The organism is Candidatus Binatota bacterium (assembly GCA_012960245.1).
Taxonomy (GTDB): Bacteria; Desulfobacterota; Binatia; order UBA1149; family UBA1149; genus UBA1149.
This window is the reverse complement of record DUBO01000026.1, coordinates 647-23735: the sequence shown is the minus strand read 5'-3', so window position 1 is coordinate 23735 and position 23089 is coordinate 647. Positions and strand designations below refer to the sequence as shown.

The following is a 23089-nucleotide window of genomic DNA, read 5'->3' as shown; positions in this document are numbered from 1 at the left end:
GACCTGGCCACCGAGATCGCCCGTTGTCACGAGATGACCGACAAGCCTTTCGGCGTGAACATAACCTTCCTGCCCATCGTGCAGTCCCCTGATTATCCCGGCTACGTGCAGGCCATAGTCGACGGGGGCGTCAAGGTAGTCGAGACGGCGGGCAACAACCCGCAGGAGTATCTTCCCGCGCTCAAGGACGCCGGGGTCAAGGTCATACACAAGTGCACCGCGGTCAGGCACGCGCTCAAGGCCCAGCGCATTGGCTGCGACGCGGTGTCGGTAGACGGTTTCGAGTGCGGTGGCCACCCTGGCGAGGACGACATTCCCAACATGATACTGCTGCCGCGTGCGGCCGACGAGCTGGAGATACCGTTCGTAGCGTCAGGAGGTATGGCCGATGGCCGTTCGCTGGTTGCTTCGCTGGCCATGGGAGCCGAGGGAATAAACATGGGCACGCGCTTCATAGCCACCAAGGAAGCCCCCGTGCACGAGAACGTGAAGCAGGCCATCGTCGAGGCCAGTGAGCTCGACACCCGGCTCATCATGCGTCCCTTGCGCAACACCGAGCGCGTGCTGACGAACTCCGCCGTCGAGCGATTGCTCGAAAAGGAGAGGGAACTCGGCAAGGACCTCGGGTTCGCCGACATCATGGACGAGGTGGCCGGTGTTTACCCGCGCATAATGTCCGAGGGCGACATGGACGCAGGCGCGTGGTCCTGCGGAATGGTGGCCGGACTGATCCACGATATACCCACCTGCCAGGAACTCATCGACCGCATAATGTCGGAGGCCGAAACGCTGATCGGCTCCAGGTTGAACGGCGTCCTGTAGAACCAGCCACCCCTGTAAGACTAACGTACTAACGTGCCCCACCCCCCCCCTGTTGGGGGCAGGATATCTATGGACAAGCAGACCACGGCGGTGTTATGCTCGTGGCCGTGAAGACCCGGCTTAGCGGATTACTTGTCGCAGCCATCCTGGGTGTCGCCTCGCTTGGTGTCCTGGTGGTCGCGCCTGCGGCACCGGCGCAGCAGCAGAACTCGGCGCAGGTGAAATGCCTGACCGGTATGGCCAAGGGGGCCTCCAGGCTCGTGAAGGCCCAGGGCAAGGAGATCGACGGCTGCCTGTACGATCTCACCTTCAGCGGCGGCAACACGGCTACTTGCTTGACCGCCGATCCGAAGGGCAAAATCGCGAAGGCCACCCAGAAGATCATCACTATCGAAACGAAACGCTGTGGCGACCTACCCGATTTCGGATTCGTCGGTGCGGATGAATTGATATCTGCAGCAATCGCCCAGAGGATTTCGCTGGTCGAGTATTCGACGTCAACGTCGAGCTGGGATAACACACACCCCCCGGATCCTCCTGGTCATACGGCTGCCTGTAGCCGTATGTACCTGAAGCGAGCTACCAGGATCCTGGGCAGGAAACTTAAATTCTTTTCGTCTTGCTTGAAGAGTGGACTGGCTGACTCGTCGATCCAATCTGCGGGCGATGTGGTTGCTTGCCTTTCGCAGTTGGACTCTTCCACCAACTCCAAGCTTGGCAAGATGATCTCAAAGTACGAAGGCAAGTGGGCCAATAGCCAGTGCGAAACCTGGGCGGGGTTGCTGTGGAGCGGCGTGGTTGCTTCGCAGATAGACGAAGCTGACCGCGGCACGAGCTGTCGTGCCTGTGAGTTGTTGCGCATTGGCGGAGCCTTGACGGTTGACTGCGACCTTATCGATAATGGCTCTGTCGACTTCCCCTTTGACAGGTGTATTCCCAGTTGCGGCGACGGGCAGGTAGGAGCGTCAACACCGTGGGCTTTTGGCAACGAAGAATGCGACGACGGCAATCGCCTGAGCGGCGACGGTTGCGATTCCAACTGTAAGGTTACCATGTGCGGCAACGGGTTAACCACGTCCGGGGAGTTCTGTGACGCCGACGGTGGTGGGGTAGGGGCCTTAGGCGGTGCCTGTGTCGGCGGCTCCTACGATGGACTGCCCTGTACCTGGAACGCGGATTGCCAGGGCGGCTACTGCACCAGTTGTCCGGAGCGCTCTCTGTGCGAGTCGGACTGTAGTGCGTGCATGGTTCCGGTTTGCACGTACGACATTTTATACCCCGGTAGCTGCGGTCTCCTCACGGGCCTGGGCGAGACCTGCGGCCAGGGCTGCGAACCCTTCATAGCCTGCGACGACCCGTTTTGCGGAACCCAGGGCAATTGCACCCTCGACGGATACTGCGTGCCCACGACCGCCGAGAAGTGCGCCGAGTACGAGGGCGTGTCGGGGAGCTGCATACTCGGGTTCTGAGCCCGGCACTGGAAAATCCGGTCTCCCCCGCGCAGTAACACGGGATCTGTGTTAGTGGCCGCGCACAACCATGTTTTCGCCCCCCCCCTGACGGGGGACAACGGGGAAAACCTTCGTCGACAAGCCGGCATCAGCAGTGATAAGCCTGAATTATGGAAAAAGCAGGAATCCTCAATATATTCTCGTGCTTCGGCCGGTCGGTACTTTTATCAAGCATTGGCGCGCTGTTGGTGTGGGCTGCCCTGGTGTTCGGGCTGACTCTTACCGGCCATGTAGCGAGCGTTGGCGCGCAGGCTGTCTGTTCGGATACGCTCACCTTTGACCAGTGTGCCCTCAGGGTACGCTTTCGCACGCTCGCGGGTGGAACCGACAGGCTCACTGTCGCCTGCAGGGTGCTTGATGTCTCGGCGGCGGCCAGTGGGATCAACCCCGCCACGGAGGACAGCCTTTTTACCTTGAACGGCGGGGCAGGTGATTGTTTCACCAGCCCGATCGATGCGGTGACCTGTACTCAGCGACCAAGGGGTTTCCTGTGCAAGTCGGCCGCTGGAAACGCTCCGAAGATTAGGATGGGACTCAGGCCCCGTCGCGGCAATCCCGACGAGTATAGACTGAAATTGAAGGCCAAGGAGGCCGACCTGCAGTGCCTGCGCAACAGCGCGAGTCCATGGATTATGGGCCTTGAGTTGGGCGACGACTGTGGGCAGGCGGCCTGCCCCGAATCATTTGGAAGGCGTGTGTGTGCGAGTTGGAACTGCGGCGATGGTGTTGTGGCATCGGGCGAACAATGCGACGACGGCAACGTGGCTCCCGGTGACGGTTGTGACGAAAACTGCGCAGTCGAGACCTGCGGAAACGGCGTGGCCGAGCCGGGCGAGGATTGCGACGACGGCAACATGGTCGATGGCGACTGCTGTTCGAACGGCTGCCTTTCCACGGCCGTTTGTGGAGACGGCCTGGCCGAGTGCGGGGAGGAATGCGACGACGGCAACATGGTCGCGGGTGACTGCTGCGACGAAAGCTGCGACCTCGAGGGAACAAGTGGATGCGGGCATCCCCTGTGCCCCGACATGGCCGAACTGCGGGCGTGGGCCGGGGCCGGCCAACCCTGCACAAACGACGGCGACTGCGGACCAGGCAGCTGCAATCTTGCCATGGGGCGCTGCCAGACGGCTACTGATATCGACCAGGGCGCGAACGGCGTTGCCCACGACTCCGATGTCAACGACCAGGTGAGAAACAGGCTGGCACTCCGGTGCGATGGCTCGCTTGGAGGCAGCGGTTGTGGCCAGTGTGATGTGTTGGGAGTGGATCCGTCCCTCGGAAACTGCCGCTGTGCCGACAACAGGCGGGTGATCTGCGACGAACCCTTCCAGCCCGATATAGATGACTGCGGCGGCAGCACCTGCCAGTGCTTCCAGGCGCCGCCTCTACCGTTGGCCGCGGGCGGGGTCGCGGTCTGCCAGGTGCACCGGTTTGCCGAGGACCTGGCGGGTACGGTCGATGTCGATACCGGCCAGTTCGAACTCACGACGGGTCTGCGTGTCGAGGTGTACCTGGGATTGAACATATTCAACCCCTGCCCCACCTGTGACGGCGATACGGTCTACGACGACGGTATACGTGACGGTACCTGCAGTGGTGGGTACAGCATCGGTCAGCCCTGCGACGCAGCTGGTATCAACCACACCTTTCCGCTGGCCAGGAGCCGTTGTTCGGTCACCGCCGATCCCTGCGGGGTCAACGGCGACTGCCCGCAGGGCACTTGCACGGAGGGGAACATAGGGCTCTCGTGCGGACACTTTTCAGACTGTGACACGGTTCTCAATGTGCACGACGGCAAATGCGGGGAAACCTGTGACCCGTACAGCCCGACGAGTCCCGGTGGTGAATACAGCCTGGATTGCATGCCCGTTCCCGGCAGGAACATTTCGGGCCCGGGGTCGCCTGTCTCGTATACGCTGACCGCGGACACGCAGACCCTGGATGCGAACCTGGATTGCTCGTTCCCGTTTCTCGGCGAGACCTGCCACTGCTTGCAGTGCAGCGGCGATGCGACATTCCCCTGCTCGTCGGACGCTGACTGCGCGGCCGTTGGTGCGGGTACCTGCATTGATTCAGGGTTAGCCGGGATGGCGACCCCCGCATGTTCTTCGTTCGCTACGGTCTGCACCCCCACCGGCGATAACGAAGGCGAGTGCCCCGGGGCGAGCGAGGGCTTCTGTGACGGCCTCGTGCGAGCCAACGGTGAGGGTTACCTCCGTTGCAGTCCGGGTGGCATCTGCGTGGCAGGTGATCTCGGTAGCCCGTGCCAGAAAGACGTCGAATGCGATTCTTCCCTGGGAGCCGGAGACGGTTCTTGTTCCGACGATATCGATTGCAATTCTTTCGGCGCTATCGGCGCGGGCAACTGCACCCTGGGCAAGACCCGCGAGTGCTTCCTCGACACCATCCAGGCCGACGGACAGGCGGTGCCAGGTGCCCCGGTGGGGGCGGCGGTGTTCTGCATCGCGCCGGTGGGGTCGGCGGGGGTGAACGCGGCGTTCGGCCTGCCGGGCCCGGGGCGCATCAAGCAGCAGCTGACCTCTACCATGTTCTGCGCTAGCGATCCGTCCTTGGTTTATACTCCTGGCGACCCGACCAGCTGCCAGTAGCCGGTTCACGAGGGGCTGCAGGGTTCACAGGTTTCCGGCAGCCGGTTGTTGGTGTTAAGTGGTTTGGCAGCATGAACAACCTTGTACTGGAGGCGGCGTATTTCGCCGCGTGCAAGCATCGCGACCAGAAGCGCAAGGGCGTCGACGCGTCGCCCTACATCAACCACCCGCTCGAGGTAGCCTCCTTGCTGGCCCGGGTGGGTGGCGTCGACGACCAGGAAACGCTCGCCGCCGCCCTGCTGCACGATACCCTCGAAGACACCAAGACCACGGTGGCCGAGCTGGTCGAGCTCTTCGGCAAAGGGGTGAGCGGCATGGTCGAAGAAGTGACCGACGACAAGAAGCTGCCCAAGGAAGAACGCAAGCAGGAGCAGCTCAAGCGCGCGGCAACCCTGTCGCCGGGCGCGGCCCTGGTAAAGCTGGGCGACAAGATCTCCAACGTGCGCGATGTGACCGAGCATCCGCCTGAGGACTGGGACGCCAAGCGCCGCCTCAATTACGTGGACTGGGCATCGGGGGTGGTGGACAACCTGCCAGTGGGCACCAACGCCGCGCTCCAGGAGCACTTCGAAAAAATCGCGGCCGAGGCGCGTAGAGTCATAGCCTGAGCGGGCAGCGTGTTCTATTTTTCTTTTCGTAACTGGTGGCTGATGCTTCGCCTCAGCTGGGCGGCCGAACGTGGGCGCGCCCGGCGCATGGCGCTCGTGTTGGTGCTGTTCGTCATTCCGCCACTCGCGTTGTTGCAGGCGCTCTGCTTCACGCTCGACAACATCCTGTTCCCCGGCCTGCGCCGGGTCGAGATAAAACAGCCGGTGTTTATCCTGGGCCACGCACGCAGTGGCACCACGCTGCTGCATCGCCTGCTGGTGAGCGACCCGGACCGCTTCAGTTACTTCAAGGCCTGGGAGATGGCATTTCCGTCGTTGCTCTCGCGCCGTCTCCTGCAGTCGCTGGCCACCGCCGACCGCTTGTTACTGGGCGGGCGCGTCGGGCGCGCTGTTTCGCGCGGTGAGCGCGGCCTGGTCGACCCCGCGACCGGCATCCACGCCACCGGCCTTCGCAGTCCCGAGGAGGACGACTTCGTGGCCGCCTTGTCCTGCGCTTCGGGCTTCTGGATGGTACTGTTTCCCTTCATGGCCGAGCTCGATGTCTATCACGTCGACCGCTGGCCCGATCGCCGTCGGCGGCGCTTGCTGCGTTACTACCGCGCCTGCCTGCGCCGGCAGCTCTACGCGGCTGGTCCGGGGCACGTGCACTGCAGCAAGAATCCCACCTTCGCCGGTCGCGTGGAGTCGCTCGTGGAGTTTTTTCCAGACGCACGTTTCGTCGTCCCGCTGCGTGACCCGGCCGAGGCCATTCCCAGCCTGCTCAGGCTCATCAAGGGCAGCCTCGCGCGGGCGGGCTGGAGTCGCGAGCAACGCGAGCGTTCCTTGCGCGCCCTGGCCGGCATCTCGTTCGCGAGCTACCGCGACCCCCTGGCAGCACTCGATCGTCTCCCCGACACCTTGTGCTCGCTGGTTGATTACAACGAATTAGTGGCGTCGCCGTTGGCAACAGTAGAAAAGGTGTACGGCGAGCTGGGCATGGAGATTAACGATGAGTACCGCGAATTGCTGGCCGCTGGCGAGCAGCGTGTGAGGGGTCACGAGACTGATCACGACTACAGCCTCGGGGAGTTCGGCCTCACGCCCGCGCGCCTGGAAGAAGAGCTGGGGGAGTTGTACCAGCGCTTCGGCTGGCCGGTTCCCCGCACGGACGTCCCGAGCGAGCAGCCCAGTGAGTAATGCCGACGTCGTTTCTGCCGCTGATTTTGCCGCCCGCCTGCGCCCGCCCGGCCCCGCGGTCGAGAACGGCGAGGCCTGGCAGGCATTTGTCGATGCCATTGCCGACGCCGGCCGCGTGGTCACCGCTGCGCACGTCCCCTGTTCGCCCGTGGACCGCGCCGAGGGCTATCGCTACTTAACGCGCCTGGTCAACGCGGCGCTAACCATGTTCGTAGAGTTTGCCGACCCCGACTACCCGGAGTTCGGCCGCCTGATGGACACCAGCGTCAAGTGGGGCCTGGACAACATCGATTGCCTGTACTCCAAGGTCTCGCTGCGCGGACATCACGATTATCTCATCCGCGGCAGTGGCGGCACGGCCCACTACCTGGGCCTGACTGCCACGGCCGGTAAGTTTGGCGACAAGATTCCCGAGGGCAAGGTCGCGCCCGGTGGCGTGGTGGCGAGCATGAACAGTCTCGATCTCGAGCTCGAAGACGACGGTAGTTTTGAAATAAGCGTCTCGGCCGAGCGACCCGACAATGCGCGCAACTGGCTCAAGATCACGCCCGAGGTTTCGGGCCTGGGTGTGCGGCAGTTTTTTTACGACTGGGCCAACGAGCTGCCCTGGCATCTTACCATCGAGCGCCTGGGCGCCGATGGTCCGCCGCCGCCGCTTACACCCGAGGACTTTGGCCGCCGCCTGCGCAACGCCATTCGCTTTATAAACCCCGGTTGCGACCTGTGGGATTCGCTGGCCCGGGCCTACCGCGCCCAGCCCACCAACGAGGTCATCATGATCGAAAAGGGCAGGTCGGTGACCGACCCCCTGCAGGACTATGGCTTTGGTTGGTTTCGCATCGAGCCCGACGAGGCGCTGCTCGTGGAGTTCACGCCGCCGCCCTGTCACTACTGGAGCTTCCAGCTCTACAACTGGTGGGGCGAGAGCTTTGACTACACTTACCGGCAGTCGAGTCTCAACGGACAGCAGGCGCGCATTGATTCAGACGGCATGTTTCGCGGCGTGATAAGCATGGCCGACCCCGGCGTGGCCAACTGGATAGACACCGCCGGCCACACGGAGGGAATGCTCACCCCGCGCTTCCTGCTGGCCGACTCGGTGCCCGAGCAGGGCTACCGCGTGGTCAAACTTGGCGATCTCGACGCCGCGCTGCCCGCCGACACGGCCAGGGTAACGCCGGCCGAGCGGGCTCATGTGTTGCGCGCACGGCGCGATGGCGTGTGGCGGCGCTTCAGGGACTAAGTGGTTGCGGGCATGAAAGAACAGGGAATGAGCCAGAAACTGGTCACGGTGGCCGACGTGGCCAGGTGGGACCGCGAGGTCGACGTGCTCGTGGCCGGCCTCGGCTGTGCGGGTGCGGCTGCAGCCATCGAGGCGGCCCGCGCTGGCGCCGACGTGCTGGTCGTGGAGCGCGCCAGCGGCGGCGGCGGAACCTCGGCCATGTCGGGCGGGGTCATCTACCTTGGCGGCGGCACCGACCTGCAGCGCGCCTGCGGTTTTGAAGACAGCGCCGAGCAGATGTACGCCTACCTGGCCGCTTCGTGTGGCGACGCGCCCGACCTCGACAAGCTGCGTCCTTACTGCGAGCACAGCGTTGAGCACTACGACTGGTTCGTAGAGCTGGGCCTGCCGTTCAATCCCGTTTTCTACCCCCACTACAGCGGTGAGCCGCCTGGCGACGAGGGACTGGTGTATTCGGGCAGCGAGAACTGCCACCCATATAACGAGATCGCGCGACCGGCGCCGCGCGGGCATGTCGCGGCCACCGCCAACCAGACCGGCTGGCTGCTGATGCAGAAACTGACCGAGGCCGTCGAGGCCTCCTTGGCCACGACGCTCTACGACACGCGCTGCACCGCGCTGGTGGTCGACACGGCGGGTGCGGTTGTGGGCGCGTTGCTGGCCAACACCGACGGCGAGTTGGCGGTGCGCGTACGCGGTGGCGTGGTGCTCACCACCGGAGGTTTTATATGCAACAGCTCGATGCTCGAGCAGTACGCACCAACAGCTGGCCGCTGCCTGTTCAAGGTGGGGGCCGAGGGCGACGACGGCAGCGGCATAGGCCTGGGCATGGCCGCCGGAGGCCATGCCATCAACATGGAGATGGGCTCGATCTCGCTGCCGCTCACACCGCCCAAGAGCCTGCAGCGCGGCATACTCGTTAACGGGCAAGGCCAACGCTTCATAAACGAAGACGCCTACATGGGCGCGCTCGGCTACAGCGTCCTCTACGGGCAGCAGGGCCGGGCCTGGTTGATACTCGACGAGGCCTGCTGGGAAAAGCCCGAGGTCGAGCGGCCGATTTCCGGCGTGGGCGAGTCGGCCGAGGAACTAGAGCAGACCCTTGGCCTGCCAACGGGCAGTCTCGTTGCCACGCTCGCGGAGTACAACCGCGGTGCCGAGCAGGGCAGTGACCCCGGGTTTCACAAGGGCGAGTCCTACCTCGTGCCGCTGCGCCCTCCTTACGGCGCGCTGGACTGCACGGTTGAAAACTCGATGTTCGCGGTCTTCACGCTCGGTGGGCTGGCCACCGATGCCGACGGACGCGTGCTCGCGGCCGACGGCGCCGTGGTGGAGGGACTGTACGCAGCGGGTCGCGCGTCGGCCTGCCTCGCCGCCCCAGGTTACAGCAGCGGGCTGTCGATCGGCGACGGCACCTTCTTCGGTCGCCGCGCCGGCCGCCACGCCACGGGCTTATGACCGCGGGCTCGTTCAGCGGCAAGGCAGCTATCGTAGGGGTGGCCGAGACCGACTACCTCAAGGGTAGCGCGAGCACGCCGGTGGAGATGATGATGGACGTCGCGCGGCGGGCTGCCGACGACGCCGGCATCAAGGTAACCGACATCGACGGCATACTGCCTCCGCCCTGGTACACGAGCTCCGAGGAACTCGCCGCCAACCTTGGTATTTCCGAGCTCAACTACGCGGCCATAAGCGCCCTCGGCGGCGCCGGGCCAACGGCCTCGTTGCAGAACGCGGCGATGGCAGTGAGCTCGGGCCTTGCCACCAACGTGCTGGTGCTCGTGGGCTGGAACGGCCACAGTTTTCTGCGCCCGCGCGAGGGCAGCGACCCGCCACGCCACGGGGTGACGGCGAGTTCGGCCATGGACGTGCTGGTGGATTTTGTCGTTCCTCACGGCGCCGTCATGCCGGTGCAGTTCTACTCGCTGATCTGCATGCGCCACAAGCAGCTCTACGGTGTGCGGGACAGCGACACCGGCGAGCTGGCGGTCACCTTTCGCCGGCACGCACAGCTGCACGAGCGCGCACTCATGCGCGGCCGTGAGCTGGAGATGGACGAGTACCTTGAGAGCCCCTTTGTCAGCGAGCCCATGCGCGTGCTCGACTGCTGCCAGGAAACCGATTGCGCAGCGGCCGTTATCGTCAGCAGCACCGAGCGTGCCCGCGACCTTGCCCGCCCGGTGGTGCGCATACTGGGCGCAGCCGAGGGTCATCCCTATCCGGCCGACGACATGGCCAGCCGCGAAGACTTTTTCCGCGTCGGTCTCGACCACGCCGCGCCGCGGGCGCTGGGCATGGCTGGCGTGAACGTCACCGACATGGACTTTCTGCAGATCTACGACTGCTTTACCTACGTGGTGCTGTTGCAGCTCGAGGCGCTGGGCCTGTGCGAGCGCGGAGCCTCGGGCGAATTCGTGCGGGGTGGCACACTGTCGCTCGACGGCGGCCGCTATCCCACCAACACCCACGGCGGATTGCTGTCGCAGGGCCACTGCTGGGGATTGAACCACCTCGTGGAGGCCACCCGGCAGTTGCGCGGCGAAGCCGGTGCGAGACAGGTCCGCGATGCGCGCCTGGGCCTGGTCACCGGCTGGGGAGATTTCGGCGACGGCAGTCTCGCCGTGTTGGCGGCCGACTGATGGGCGAGATGAAAAAAAACGCGGCCGACTATCCGCTGCCCGCTCCCACGCCGCCGGGCGTGGCGGGGCAGTGGTACCGCGAACTGGCCGCCGGTCGCCTGGCCTTCCAACGCTGCGGAGATTGTCGGCGCTGGCAGCATCCACCGCGCCTGGCCTGCGCTGGCTGCGGCGCGGGCGAGCTGGCCTGGGAGCAGGTGTCGGGCCGCGGCAGGGTTTTTTCGTGGACGGTGACTCACCGGCCACTGCACGGTGCCTTTGCCCAGGTGGTCCCCTACGCGGTGGTGATCGTGGAGCTCGAAGAGGGGATTCGCCTCGTGTGCTCGACCCGCGGCATCAGCAACGAAGAGCTGCGCCTGGATTTTCCGGTGCTGGTTGAGATTGCCGCGGTCAGCGCCCAGACCGCTCTTCCTTTCGCCCGCCCGGCCGACTGACAGCCCGGCGCTGATTTGCCGGGCTACTCCCCGGTGAACAGCGGCTTGCGTTTTTCCTTGAAGGCGCGCGGGCCTTCGCGCGCGTCCTTTGAAGTCATCACGGCCATCGACACCTCGTCTTCTATCTTGAAAGCATCGGCCAGCGGCAGTCCGCTTGAGCGCAGGATGCCCTCCTTGATTTTTCGTACCGCCAGCGGACCGCAGTCGGCCAGCACGGCGGCCAGTTCGAGCGCGCGCTTCAAGGCTTCGCCGCGGGGCACGACGTAGTTGAGCAGTCCCATGTCCAGGGCCGTGGCTGCATCGAAGGGCTCGCCCAGCATGAGTATCTCCATCGCCCGCGCCCACGGCACCTGTCGCGCAAGGCGGGTGAGCGAACCGCCACCGGGCAGCAGTCCGACGCGGGCCTCGGGCGTGCCGAACACGGCGTTGTCCGAGGCCACCCTGAGGTCGGTGGCCTGCATGATCTCGGTGCCGCCGCCCAGCGCGCGACCGTTCACCGCGCAGATGACCGGCTTGTAGAGCTCAAAGTTGCGTAGTATGGCGTCGGTAAACAGCGTGAGGTCGCCCATCAGGCGGTGGTCCCAGTCGTCCTCGGGCTGCCGCGCGCCGGTAATAAGCGGCATGGTCAGCTTGAGGTCGCCACCGGCACAGAAATCTTCGTCGCCCGCGCCGGTGAGTATGGCCACGCGCAGATCGCTGTTGTCGCGGTACTCGTGCCAGGCCTCGGCCATCAGCACCAGCATCTGCGGGCTGAGCGCGTTGCGTGCTCCGGGCCGGTTCATGGTCAGTACCATTACGCCGTCACGGCGGCGCTCTACGAGCAGGTGTGCTTCTTCGCTCATGTTGTTCTCCCTGGGCGGTCGCCGGCTGTGGCCGGATCCTCTGCGCCGGTTGGTCATAAGGGCAGCATCAGGGCAGCATAAAGGCAGCACGGGGCGGGCAATGCAACGCGCTCAAGAGGGGACAGAGATGATGGACGTAGTCATTCGCGGCGGAGAGTTGATAGACGGCAGCGGCACCGGGCGGCGGCGCGCCGACGTGGGCATAAAAGACGGCGTGATTTCTGCCATAGGCGAGATAAACGAAAAGGCCGACCGCGTCATCGACGCCGACGGTCGCGTGGTCTGTCCCGGCTTCATCGATGTGCACACCCACTACGACGCCCAGGCATTCTGGGACGGCACGCTCAGCCCCTCGCCCCTGCACGGCGTCACCAGCGTGTTTGGCGGCAACTGCGGCTTTACCATAGCGCCACTCGCGCCGGGCGCCGGGGACTACCTCATGCCCATGCTCGCGCGGGTGGAGGGCATGCCGATTGAAAGTCTCGAGCAGGGCGTGCCCTGGGACTGGACGAGCTTTGGCGAGTACCTCGATGGCATGGAGGGACAGCTCTCGGTCAACGCGGGTTTTCTCGTGGGCCACTGCGCCATCCGTCGCGTCGTCATGGGCGAGCGCGCGGTAGGCGAAGAGGCGAGCAGCGAAGAGCTAGCGGCTATGAAGACCTTGTTGGCCGACAGCATTGCCGAGGGGGGCATGGGTTTTTCTTCTACCTTATCGCCCACCCACAACGACGGCGCCGGTGACCCGGTGCCTTCTCGACACGCGTCGCGCGACGAGCTGGTCGAGCTGGCCGGCGTGCTGCGCGATCACCCGGGTACCTCGCTGGAGCTGATACCGGGGGTGGGTGAGTTTACCGACGAACAGGTGCAGATCATGGTCGACATGTCCTTGGCCGGCGAACGCACGCTCAACTGGAACGTGCTCGCACCCAACTCGCTGGCACCCGAGTTTGCCGACACGCAGATGGGCTACAGTACCATCGCCGCCGAGCAGGGCGCCAGCGTGGTGGCTCTCACCGTGCCGCAGCCCATGCTGCTGCGGCTCAATCTCTACTCGGGCTTCGTGCTCGACGCGCTGCCCGGATGGGGCGAGTTGTTTCGTATGCCGGTCGAGGAGCGCAAGCGGGCCCTGTCGGACCCCGACTACCGCGCCACGCTCGACCGACGCGCCAACAGCGACGAGGCCGGGCTGCTCAAGGCCCTGGCCGACTGGGGTTCTATGACAGTGGACCAGGTCGTTGAACCCGCCAACGAGAAGTTCAAGGGACAAAAAGTGGGCGACATCGCCCGCGAGCAGGGCAAGACGAACTTTGACGCCCTGGTTGATCTCGCCCTGGCCGACGGCCTGTACACGTCGTTCATGCCGCCTGCTTTTGGCAGCGACGATGCCAGTTGGCAGCAGCGCGGACGCGTGTGGCTCGACGATCGCACTGTCATCGGTGGCTCGGACGCCGGCGCTCACCTCGACATGATAGACACCTTTGCTTTCTCGACCCAGGTGCTGGGCAATGGTGTGCGCGAGTACGGCTTGCTCGACCTCGAGCAGGCCGTCCACCAGCTCACGCAGGTACCAGCCGAGTTGTACGGGGTGCGCGACCGGGGCCTGGTCGAGAAGGGCTGGGCGGCCGACCTCGTGGTCTTTGATCCCGACGAGGTTGCACCCGGCGAGACCTACACGCGCACCGACCTGCCCTGTGGTGCCGGTCGGCTCTACTCCGAGGCGAAGGGTATCGGCAACGTGCTGGTCAACGGCGTCGAGATCGTGTGCGAAGGCGAGTTCACCAGCGAGCGCCCAGGCCGCGTGTTCCGCTCGGGCCGGGACACGGTCTAGCGGAGCGCGCTGCTCCTAGCCGCTCCTAGCCGCTCCTAGCCGCCGGCCAGCGGCGAGAGCACCGACACCTCGTCGCCGTCCGAGAGCGTGGTTTTCGACAGCCGTGGCAGGGGCACGCGCTCCCCGTTGAGCAGTATAGATTCGGCCACTACCTCCGACTCGGCCAGGCAACGCGAGAGCTTGACCCCGGCTTTCTTTTCAACGCGGACGAACGCGTCGGCCATGCTGCAACCGTCGGGCAGGCGCAGCTTGCGGTCGAAGGACACGAAAGTGTCGAGCATGTACCCGCGTATGAAAAAGCGTACTTTCACCGGCTTGATGGCAGACGTCGGTTTCAGCTGACGAGGTCGGCCAGGGTTTCATCGATGCCCAGCGCTTTTGCCCTGTCGGCAGACACCCGGCCGCTCTTGCGGTCCCAGTCCATGGCGTCGAAGTACATGTCCTTGAGTTTCTGCTGGTCGACCTTCACGCCGGCCAGTGGGCCGTGCTTGAGCGGCACTTCGCCGGTCATGCGCGGGTGGGCCTTGAAGTCCGCGGGCTTGATGCCCTCGCGCACGTTGAACGCGTGGCGCATGTTCTGAATGCGCTCACCGGCTTCGAGGAACTCATCGTCTGTCATGTCCCAACCGGTGGCCGCGTTGATGAGCCGCGAGTAGGGGAGTCCGCCGGTCAGCAGGGAGAACATGCACAAGCCCGAACCGTTGAGCGCCTGGTGGTGGTTGCTCCAGATGCGCTGGGCTTCGCCCTTGCCCTCGTAACTGCGCAGGCCCACGGTGGCGGCTTCTATGGTGGCCGGCTTCGCGTCGGGCAGCGGCAGCTTCATGCCGAAGGATTCGTTCCAGCTCGCGTTGCCCGTCGTGTGACGCCCCGGCGTGGGGTCGGACACGTAGCCGGTACCCATTGACATCGAGAACTTGGGGTCGTGGTAGGCCGGTTCCTGGCCGTGCACGTGCACGGCTGCCTCGCGGGCGGCGTCGTTGCCCAGGCGCTCGGCGGCCTTGGCGCAGCCGTCGGCAAACAGGTCGCCGCAGCCCTCGCGCGTGGCCATGCGGCGGGTCATCTCTACGATGGCTTCGGCGTTGCCCCACTTCAGGTCGATGCCGTCGAGGTCGTCGATAGTGAGAACGCCCTTCTCGTAGAGCTCGGCCACCATGCCGAGGGTGGCGGCGGCCGACACGGCGTCCATGCCGTAGTTGTTGCAGATGTGGTGGCACATGACGACCGATTCGAGGTTGTCGTTGAGCATGTTGGCGCCGAATCCACACAGGGTTTCGTAGTCTGGTCGCCGCACCTGGTCGGTCTTGTAGTTGCCGTTCTTGACCGACACTACGCCCTTGCACACCAGTGGGCAGTCGCCGCAGGAAAGCGAGCGATCGAGGTAACGCTGCACGGCCTCATCGCTCACCTTGTAGGCCTTGGTCGAGAGCGGAAAGTCCTTGCTGCCGGCACCGGTCCAGTTCTTAACCGGCGCGTCGCCGTTTTCGGTCGACACCGAAACCGCCGAGGTGGTACCCATTTTACGCCAGGTGCGTATCATCGGCGCCTGGTTTCCACCCACGGGCAGCTTCAGCCCCAGCTTGGTTATCATGCGGTAGAGGAAACCCATGAAGCGGTTGGTTTTCATCACGTAGGCCATGAAGCGCACGAGCAGGCTGTGGGCCTCGCGGTAGGGCAGGTTGATCTCTTCGCACAAGGCCTTGAAAGCGGCGGGGTGGGCCAGCGGCACCTGCCCGCTTCCCTGCACGGCTATGGCCTTGAGTTTCTTGGAGCCGAGGATGGCGCCGAAACCCTGCCGCCCCCAGGCGTGGTAGCGGTCGTTGATGACCGCGGCGATGAGCGACTGTTTTTCACCGGCCGGTCCTATAACCGAGAAACCCGTCTTCTCGCGGTCCAGGCGCTCGGCCAGGCGGTCGGTGGCCTCAAAGGTGGTAAGCCCCCACAGGTCAGTGGCGTCTTCAAAGCTGACCTTGCCGTCGCGAATGATCAGCGCGGTGGGTTGCTCGGCGCAGCCGCGCACAAACAAGCCGTCGTAGCCGCAGCGCTTGAGCTGGCCTGCTATTGCGCCGCCCGAGTTAGAGTCGGCCCAGGTGCCCGTCAAGGGGCTACGCGACACGATCTGGCTGCGGCCGGAAAACGGTGTGCCGTAGCCCGTGAGAGTGCCCGCCACTATGCCGAAGATGTTGTCGGCCGACAGCGGGTCGGTGCCCGGCTCGAGGTTGCGGTACAGCGCCCAGGCTCCCAGTCCGTAGCCTCCGAGGAAGGCCCGCGATACCTCGGGGGGCACCACTTCTTCCCAGCTGCGTTTTTCCGAGAGGTCTACCCACAGCAGTTTGCCGGCAACGCCGCCTGTCGCGTGCTCGCCGGGGGCTTTATCGTTGTCAGGGTTGCTTAACTGTTCTGCTTCGGGCTGCGGGATAGTTGTCATCGACAGCGATTCTCCAGTTACCGTGGGTTCGTGCAACTGCTGCAGGGTAGAGCCACGACTGAAACTGTTAGTTATTTAAACTGGTATGACGCGCAGAGTCGTGGACGTAGTTGTGTAAAAAGGTTTCAACGGGGCATCGACCAGCCCGGCGAACAGCCGTCCTTGCAGGGGCAGCTGTCCGTTTGATGTAGAAAGGGGGTCGACGTTGGCCCCGAGCTTGCGCTATTCAGGTAGCACGGGATGACGTCGGTGGGGGAGAGGCCAGTCCTCGAGGCAATTAGCCCGAGGAGACGTTTAATATGGAAATGAAATCATTAGCGACCGCGACAGCCAGCTCGCATGCTTACCAGCAGCCCGCGGCGACCGGCGAGGCCTTTGCCTACGATCCGAGGCTGGAGCCACCCAATCTCACGGTGCGTGAGAAGAAAGTACTGTCACTGGTCTGCGAGGGCTTGAGCAATACCGAGATCGCGTCATTGCTCAGCGTCTCGGCTGAAACAGTGAAGTCGGAACTCAAGCGCATCTTTCGCAAGATAGGAGTGAGCAACCGGGTGCAGGCCGCCGTGCTGTTGGTCAAGCAGGGTTGGATCTGATCTCTTCTCGTTTGCTGTCCGCAGCGCGCTCTTGACCGAGAGGCGCGAAGGGCGCCAAATAGTTCCATGAGCTTTCTGCCCAGGCGACTTTCGTCGCTGACCTTGTCGTTGCTGCTCGCGGCGGCACCGCTTGCGCTGGTCAACGACGCCCGGGCGGCGGACTGCGAGCTTTTCGCTGCTGGCCAACAGGCCGCCCCACCGCGCATACTCAGCTATCGTAGCCGCGATCACTCCTGCCAGGGTGGTCCCTGTTTTGGACTGGTACTCGACAGCCGCGATGGCGTTCCCCTGCTTGTATACAACCTGTCTGCCGATGGCCTCGAAGGCGTGGTCACGCTCGAATCTTTTCACGCGGCCGACGGTTTCGGCCGAGCCGCCGACGTGTGGGCGGAATGGCTGGGCGAGGGCCGGGACGCGATTGACCCCGAATTTGTCGAAGAGCTCAACCCCCAGCGCCTGCAAACAGTGGTCGAGCCGGTGGTCAACATTTCGGTTGCCGACCTGCTCCACGAGCGTGTCGTGGTGCTGGGCGCCGGTCTCAATTACGCCGCGCACGCGCAAGAAGCAGGTGGCGGCGAGATGTTTCTTTTTGCCAAGCCGGTCGCACCAACCTCGGCTTACTCCGACCTCGCACACCCGGGACGCGACGCGTTGCTGGACTACGAGGTCGAGCTGGGTTTCGTATTGCTCGAGGAGCTGGACCTGGGGAAAATTCCTGCCGCGGGGCTGCTCGAAAAACAACTTGCCTGGTTCACAGCCAGCGACATGACCGATCGTGCTCCGCTCGTGCTGCACGGAAGGCGAGGGGCGGGGGATGCCAAGGCTAGCCCCGGGTTTTTAGTGGTGGGTCCATGGATGGTGCACGGAGCCGAGTTGCCGCTGTGGCCCGGTAACGGGGAGCCGCACGGCCTCCACATGTTTACCCAGGTCACCGAGGAGGGCGGTGTTCGTTGCGCGCAGTCGTCCGACACCGGCCTGATGAAAAATCCGCCGGCGGCCATACTGCGTGCCCTGTCGAGGCGGGTAGCCCGGGATGGGCACCTTGCGATAGCCCCGGCTACGCTTGGTGGCGAGCGACGTAAGTTTCAGCTCGCGGTTCCGGCGCGCAGGCAGGGCTGGAACACCTACGTGCTGCCCGCGGGCAGCGTGGTGCTCACCGGCACGCCGGCCGGCGTTGCGTTTCAGGCTCCGGGCCTGGTCCGTCGTGTAGGGTACCTGTTCGGGGCCCTGGCCACGTGGACCTGGCCGGTTCGCCGTGCCGCGTTGGCTTCAATGCTCCGGCACCGGGATGAACTCGACTACCTCGCTGTGGGAGACAGGGTCGAGGCGGGCATATTGCTGCTCGGCCGACAGTCCTTCCGCATTACTCCCGGGCGCTGAATTTCCGAGCGTTCACCCCCAACTGTGGCGGGCTTTTGCGCGTGGGCGCAAGGCGGGTTGCACGGCAAACGACAAAGATGGGGGAGGGCGTGGAAGCTGTTGTTTCGCACCCCGTGCGGACCGCCTTTGATAGCCCCAAGTATTCCCTCGACCGGGGGGGAAGGCCCTGTTGACAGCCCTGTGGTCTCCGTGCCGTGGTCAATAGGCGGCCCTGTTGAGGGTCCACTACGGGGGCAACCAGATGTATCACCGCGCTACTACCACAGCGCGATGCAGGGCAACCTGTGTCGCGGGGATTTTAATTTTTATTGCTTCTCTGACTTTACCGGCCACGTCGGGAGCCCAGTGTACAGCCCCCTGCGTTGACCCCGTGGCTGGTGCCATAGAAGCCTACCTGGGCGATGCTGGTGACCTGGTCGGCCTCACCGTCGTGGCCGAGAACGTCAGCACACCGGCTGTGCCCCGCATCGATATAGTCATTACCGACGTCTCCCGCGCCCTGTTCACTAACGCTTTCGGCCAGCTAGGTGACGCCTTGACCGATGCCGCCGGCAACCCCACTGGCCAGGACGGTGCAGGACTGGGTGAGTTTCCCGGTTGCGGAACGGGATCCATATGCCCGGGTGACGAGGTCGGCGCTGACGGTTTCAGCGCCACCTTCACGACCGCCTCCGGCGATGTAGTTTTTGACCGCAACAACGTGCAGATCGTGGCCCAGGAAGTATTCGACGCCGAGGGTGTAGTCCTTACCGGCGCCAGGCAGGACAGGGTCTGGGTGCTGTGGTCTATTCGCTTCGGCGACGTTGCTCCCCTTTCACCTTCTCACCTGGTCGTACGACAGGGCGGCACGGTACTCGCCGAGTTCGACCTCGTGGGAGACTCGGCCGTTAACAACGCCCTCGACGTTACTGTTGCCAACCCGCTTGACGGGGCGCTGACTGCTTCCCTGGTACCCGGTCTTCCCGTTCCGGCCAACTGCGGAAACGGCAGTCTCGACCCAGGCGAACAGTGCGATGACGGCAACGCCGCCAACGGCGATTGCTGCTCGACTACCTGTGCGTTTGAATGCAGCGACGGCAACCCCTGCACCTTCGACAACTGCATCCCTGCCTTTGGACAGTGCTCGCACTCCCCGGTCGCCGGCGCCTGCAACGATGGCGACCTCTGCACGGTTGGTGATACCTGCCTCGGGGGCCAGTGCGTGCCCGGTGAGGTAGTGGCGGTGGGCTGTGAGCAGGTCACTCCTTCTCTTCAGTGTGTAGCTCCCTGTCTCGACCCGGTATTGGGACCCGTTGAGAAATACCTCGGCGACGCCACCGATGTTGCCGCCCTGCCGATCTTGTTCGGGAACGTGGGCAGTGCTGCCCTGCCGCGTTTTGATATAGTCATGGCCAACGTGCCACGCGATCTTTTTACCAACGTGCACGGATCCTTTGGCGACCAGCTGACAGATTCTACTGGCCAGGGGCTCGTCGATGGCCAGGGTGCGCCGCTTCCGGGCATCGGCCTGGGCGAGGATCCTTCATGCTCTCCGCCGCTGATCTGCGCTGGCGACGAGGTCGGACTTGACGGTTTCGAGGCTACCTTTATCACCCCCACGGAGACCATCGTCTTTGATGCCAACAACGTTCAGATAGTAGCCCAGGAGAACCTCGACCCTGTCAGCGGGGATTTGCTTGGAGCGTCCCAGGACCTGGTCTGGGTGCTGTGGTCGATTCGTTTCGACGAGGTCGCCCCGCTTTCGCCCTCCAGGCTCGTTATCAGCAGTCGCGGCGTGCGCCTCGCCTCCTTTCGGCTCGAAGGCGATGCCTCGGTTAACAACGCCCAGGGTGTGACCGCTGTCCTTCTCGATGAGGGATGCGTTGCCGACAGCAGTAATTTCCCGGTCGCAGAGCTCTGCGACGATCTCAACGGCTGTACCGACGACGCCTGCGATACCGTCACCCACGCCTGTACTCACAGCAACAACATCGTGTCTTGTGACGACTCTGATGCTTGCACCACGGCAGACACCTGCGCGGCTGGAGCCTGCGTGGGTGGAGTAGCGCCGGTATGCGACGACGGCCAGTTCTGCACCGGTGTCGAGAGCTGTGACACGATTCTCGGCTGCGTGGACAACGCAGACCCGCTGGCTGACGACGGCGTAGCCTGCACGGCGGATAGCTGCGACGAGATCAACGATGTGATTGTCAACGCGGTCGATGACGTTTTCTGCGACGATGGCGAGTTCTGCACCGGTGTCGAGACCTGCGACGCAAGCCACGGCTGCGTGGACAACGCCGACCCGATGATCGACGACGGCGTAGCCTGCACGGATGACTCCTGCGACGAGGCTGCTGATGTAATTGTCAACGCGGTCAACGACGCTTTCTGCGACGACGGCCAGTTCTGCACCGGTGTCGAGAGCTGTGACCAGTTGCTGGGCTGCCAGGATAACGCTAATCCCGATCCCAACGACGGCGTGGCCTGCACTGTGGATAGCTGCGACGAGTCGACCGACTCGCTGGTCAATATAACCGACGACTCTTTCTGCGACGACGGGCAGTTCTGCACCGGAGTTGAGACCTGCGACGCAAGCCTGGACTGCCAGGACAACGCTGATCCGGTGGCCAACGACGATGTGGCTTGCACGGACGACAGCTGCGACGAAATCAACGACGTGATTGTAAACGCTGTCAACGACGGCAACTGCGATGATGGGCTGTACTGCACGGGCGTTGAGACCTGCGATGCCGTGGCCGACTGCCAGGACAACGCCGACCCGGACCCCGACGATGGCGTGGCCTGCACGGTGGATAGCTGCGACGAGGCCACCGACTCGCTGGTAAATAGCATCGACGATGCTTTCTGCGACGACGGCAACGGCTGCACCGACAACAGCTGCGATGCGGCTACGGGTTGCGAGCTGGCCAACAACGAGGTGGTCTGCAACGACGGCAACGCCTGCACGACAGGCGACGTTTGCGCCGCGGGATCCTGTGCCGGCGTGGACACCTCGCTGTCTGATTGCGAAGACGGCAACCTCTGCACTACCGACAGCTGCGACGCAGCCACGGGTTGCGCCAATGTCGACAACTCGGTTTCCTGCGACGACAGCGACGCCTGCACGACTATCGATACCTGCATGGCCGGGGCCTGTGTTGGCGGACCGCGCCTGGAGTGCGGTGATGCCAACGGCTGCACCGACGATTTCTGTAATTCGCTTGCCGGCTGTGTGAACGCGCCCAACGTTGCTGCATGCGACGACGGCGACGCGTGCACGACCACGGATACCTGTGCCGCCAGCGCCTGCGTGGGTGGCGCGGCTCCCGACTGCGATGACGCCAACGGTTGCACCGACGACACGTGCGATTCGGCGACGGGCTGCATTAATGCCAACAACGCGGCTTCCTGCGATGATGCCAACGCCTGCACCACGGCGGACACCTGCTCGGCCGGCGCTTGCGTGGGCGGGGTGGCCCCGGTGTGCGATGACGAACTCTACTGTACCGGTGTAGAGAGTTGCGACACCGTTCTCGGCTGCGTGGACAACTCCGACCCGCTGGCCGACGACGGCGTAGCCTGCACCGATGACTCCTGCGACGAGCTAAACGACGTCATCGTCAATGCTGTCAACGACGGCAACTGTGATGACGGGCTGTACTGCACGGGCGTTGAGACCTGCGATGCCTCGATGGGCTGCCAGGACAACGCTGACCCGATGATCGACGACGGCGTAGCCTGCACGGATGACTCCTGCGACGAGGCTGCTGACGTAATCGTTAACGCCGCGAACGACGGCAGCTGCGACGACGGCCTGTATTGCACGGGCGTAGAGACCTGCCACGCGACCATGGGCTGCCAGGACAACGCCGACCCGGTGATCGACGATGGCGTAGCCTGCACGGATGACTCTTGCGACGAGGCTGGCGATGTCATCGTCAACGCCGTCAACGACGGCAGCTGTGACGACGGCCTGTACTGCACTGGCGTTGAGACCTGCGATGCCTCGATGGGCTGCATGGACAACGCCGACCCGATGATCGACGACGGCGTAACCTGCACCGATGACTCATGCGACGAAGATAACGACGTGATTGTCAACGCGGTCAACGACGGCAACTGCGATGACGGGCTGTACTGCACGGGTGTTGAGAGCTGCGATGCCTCGATGGGCTGCCAGGACAACGCCGACCCGATGATCGACGACGGCGTAGCCTGCACGGATGACTCCTGCGACGAGGCTGCCGATGTCATCGTCAACGCCGTCAACGACGGCAGCTGCGATGACGGCCTGTACTGCACGGGCGTTGAGAGCTGCGATGCCTCGATGGGCTGCCAGGACAACGCCGACCCGATGATCGACGACGGCGTAGCCTGCACGGATGACTCATGCGACGAAGTCGCTGACGTAATCGTCAACGCCGTCAACGACGGCAGCTGTGACGACGGCCTGTACTGCACGGGCGTTGAGACCTGCGATGCCTCGATGGGCTGCATGGACAACGCCGACCCGATGATGGACGACGGCGTAGCCTGCACCGATGACTCATGCGACGAAGCCGCTGACGTAATCGTTAACGCCGCGAACGACGGCAGCTGTGACGATGGCCTGTACTGCACGGGCGTTGAGAGCTGCGATGCCTCGATGGGCTGCATGGACAACGCCGACCCGATGATCGACGACGGCGTAGCCTGCACCGATGACTCCTGCGACGAGCTAAACGACGTCATCGTCAATGCTGTCAACGACGGCAACTGCGACGATGCCAACGGCTGCACCGACGACAGCTGTGACTCGGCCTCGGGCTGCGTAAGCACTGATAACACGACCAGCTGTAATGACGGCGATGCCTGCACCACCAGCGATACCTGCACGGCGGGTGCCTGCCTGGGCGGAGAAGCTCCTGACTGCGACGACATCAATGGCTGCACCGACGACAGCTGTGATTCGGCTTCGGGCTGCGTGAGCACTGATAACACGACCAGTTGCGACGACG

The 23089-nt window shown here is 64.1% G+C and carries 15 protein-coding genes and 1 pseudogene (1 of these 16 only partly in view); 13 read left to right on the top strand and 3 right to left on the bottom strand.

What is annotated here, in order from left to right:
• From EYQ35_04625 to EYQ35_04585, 9 genes are all read left to right on the top strand, one after another.
• Positions 1–822: nitronate monooxygenase (locus tag EYQ35_04625; protein ID HIF63427.1), on the top strand; the 822-nt coding region annotated here is incomplete at its 5' end.
• Positions 823–917: 95 nt separating this feature from the next.
• On the top strand, positions 918–2291 hold the full coding sequence (locus tag EYQ35_04620) for a DUF4215 domain-containing protein (GenBank protein HIF63426.1): 1374 nt from the start codon (positions 918–920) through the stop codon (positions 2289–2291).
• 569 nt (positions 2292–2860) lie between these two features.
• Entirely contained in the window at positions 2861–4945 is a 2085-nt protein-coding gene (locus tag EYQ35_04615) for a hypothetical protein (GenBank protein ID HIF63425.1), read from the top strand.
• A gap of 71 nt (positions 4946–5016) precedes the next feature.
• Positions 5017–5553 carry an HD domain-containing protein gene (locus tag EYQ35_04610; GenBank protein ID HIF63424.1) on the top strand — a complete coding sequence of 179 codons (537 nt, stop codon included), beginning with the start codon at positions 5017–5019 and terminating at the stop codon, positions 5551–5553.
• A 42-nt stretch (positions 5554–5595) separates the two neighbouring features.
• Entirely contained in the window at positions 5596–6729 is a 1134-nt protein-coding gene (locus EYQ35_04605) for a sulfotransferase (GenBank protein HIF63423.1), read from the top strand.
• Positions 6722–7972 carry a DUF1214 domain-containing protein gene (locus tag EYQ35_04600; GenBank protein HIF63422.1) on the top strand — a complete coding sequence of 417 codons (1251 nt, stop codon included), beginning with the start codon at positions 6722–6724 and terminating at the stop codon, positions 7970–7972. The genes EYQ35_04605 and EYQ35_04600 overlap by 8 nt, the downstream gene beginning before the upstream one ends.
• A 12-nt stretch (positions 7973–7984) precedes the next feature.
• A complete protein-coding gene (locus EYQ35_04595) occupies positions 7985–9430 on the top strand; it encodes an FAD-dependent oxidoreductase (GenBank protein HIF63421.1) in 1446 nt (481 codons plus the stop codon).
• Positions 9427–10611 carry a thiolase family protein gene (locus tag EYQ35_04590; GenBank protein ID HIF63420.1) on the top strand — a complete coding sequence of 395 codons (1185 nt, stop codon included), beginning with the start codon at positions 9427–9429 and terminating at the stop codon, positions 10609–10611. Before EYQ35_04595 ends, EYQ35_04590 begins: the two co-directional genes overlap by 4 nt.
• Complete coding sequence (locus tag EYQ35_04585; protein HIF63419.1) at positions 10611–11042, top strand: hypothetical protein; 432 nt, start codon at positions 10611–10613, stop codon at positions 11040–11042. The genes EYQ35_04590 and EYQ35_04585 overlap by 1 nt, the downstream gene beginning before the upstream one ends.
• A gap of 23 nt (positions 11043–11065) precedes the next feature.
• Here the strand turns inward: EYQ35_04585 and EYQ35_04580 are convergent, their stop codons facing one another.
• On the bottom strand, positions 11066–11884 hold the full coding sequence (locus EYQ35_04580; protein HIF63418.1) for a crotonase/enoyl-CoA hydratase family protein: 819 nt from the start codon (positions 11882–11884) through the stop codon (positions 11066–11068).
• Positions 11885–12011: 127 nt separating this feature from the next.
• On the opposite strand from EYQ35_04580, the gene EYQ35_04575 reads away from it, so the two are divergent.
• Positions 12012–13712 (top strand): D-aminoacylase, encoded by a 1701-nt coding sequence (locus EYQ35_04575; protein ID HIF63417.1) that lies wholly within the window; start codon positions 12012–12014, stop codon positions 13710–13712.
• A gap of 35 nt (positions 13713–13747) precedes the next feature.
• Here EYQ35_04575 and EYQ35_04570 read toward each other — a convergent pair whose 3' ends face one another.
• Both EYQ35_04570 and EYQ35_04565 read right to left on the bottom strand, forming a co-directional pair.
• The gene (locus EYQ35_04570; protein ID HIF63416.1) at positions 13748–14023 is read right to left on the bottom strand and encodes a hypothetical protein; all 276 of its coding nucleotides are present in this window, start codon (positions 14021–14023) and stop codon (positions 13748–13750) included.
• Between the two features lie 23 nt (positions 14024–14046).
• Positions 14047–16137, bottom strand: coding sequence for a hypothetical protein (locus EYQ35_04565; protein ID HIF63415.1), 2091 nt, complete (start codon positions 16135–16137; stop codon positions 14047–14049).
• Between the two features lie 299 nt (positions 16138–16436).
• Here EYQ35_04565 and EYQ35_04560 point away from each other — a divergent pair, with 299 nt between their 5' ends.
• From EYQ35_04560 to EYQ35_04550, 3 genes and pseudogenes are all read left to right on the top strand, one after another.
• Positions 16437–16730: a LuxR family transcriptional regulator gene (locus tag EYQ35_04560; protein HIF63414.1), complete on the top strand. Its 294-nt coding sequence runs from the start codon at positions 16437–16439 to the stop codon at positions 16728–16730.
• 66 nt (positions 16731–16796) lie between these two features.
• Positions 16797–18110 (top strand): hypothetical protein, encoded by a 1314-nt coding sequence (locus tag EYQ35_04555; GenBank protein ID HIF63413.1) that lies wholly within the window; start codon positions 16797–16799, stop codon positions 18108–18110.
• Positions 18111–18480: 370 nt separating this feature from the next.
• Positions 18481–23089, top strand: a pseudogene (locus EYQ35_04550) (hypothetical protein) (it continues 86 nt past the right edge of the window).

What these genes read in the sequence shown, in the direction of transcription:
- EYQ35_04580 (HIF63418.1), bottom strand. Translation starts at nt 11,884, where the DNA reads ATGAGCGAAGAAGCACACCTGCTCGTAGAGCGCCGCCGTGACGGCGTA.
- EYQ35_04610 (HIF63424.1), top strand. Translation starts at nt 5,017, where the DNA reads ATGAACAACCTTGTACTGGAGGCGGCGTATTTCGCCGCGTGCAAGCAT.
- EYQ35_04565 (HIF63415.1), bottom strand. Translation starts at nt 16,137, where the DNA reads ATGACAACTATCCCGCAGCCCGAAGCAGAACAGTTAAGCAACCCTGAC.
- EYQ35_04595 (HIF63421.1), top strand. Translation starts at nt 7,985, where the DNA reads ATGAAAGAACAGGGAATGAGCCAGAAACTGGTCACGGTGGCCGACGTG.
- EYQ35_04585 (HIF63419.1), top strand. Translation starts at nt 10,611, where the DNA reads ATGGGCGAGATGAAAAAAAACGCGGCCGACTATCCGCTGCCCGCTCCC.
- EYQ35_04560 (HIF63414.1), top strand. Translation starts at nt 16,437, where the DNA reads ATGGAAATGAAATCATTAGCGACCGCGACAGCCAGCTCGCATGCTTAC.
- EYQ35_04555 (HIF63413.1), top strand. Translation starts at nt 16,797, where the DNA reads ATGAGCTTTCTGCCCAGGCGACTTTCGTCGCTGACCTTGTCGTTGCTG.
- EYQ35_04620 (HIF63426.1), top strand. Translation starts at nt 918, where the DNA reads ATGCTCGTGGCCGTGAAGACCCGGCTTAGCGGATTACTTGTCGCAGCC.
- EYQ35_04615 (HIF63425.1), top strand. Translation starts at nt 2,861, where the DNA reads ATGGGACTCAGGCCCCGTCGCGGCAATCCCGACGAGTATAGACTGAAA.
- EYQ35_04590 (HIF63420.1), top strand. Translation starts at nt 9,427, where the DNA reads ATGACCGCGGGCTCGTTCAGCGGCAAGGCAGCTATCGTAGGGGTGGCC.
- EYQ35_04575 (HIF63417.1), top strand. Translation starts at nt 12,012, where the DNA reads ATGATGGACGTAGTCATTCGCGGCGGAGAGTTGATAGACGGCAGCGGC.
- EYQ35_04605 (HIF63423.1), top strand. Translation starts at nt 5,596, where the DNA reads ATGCTTCGCCTCAGCTGGGCGGCCGAACGTGGGCGCGCCCGGCGCATG.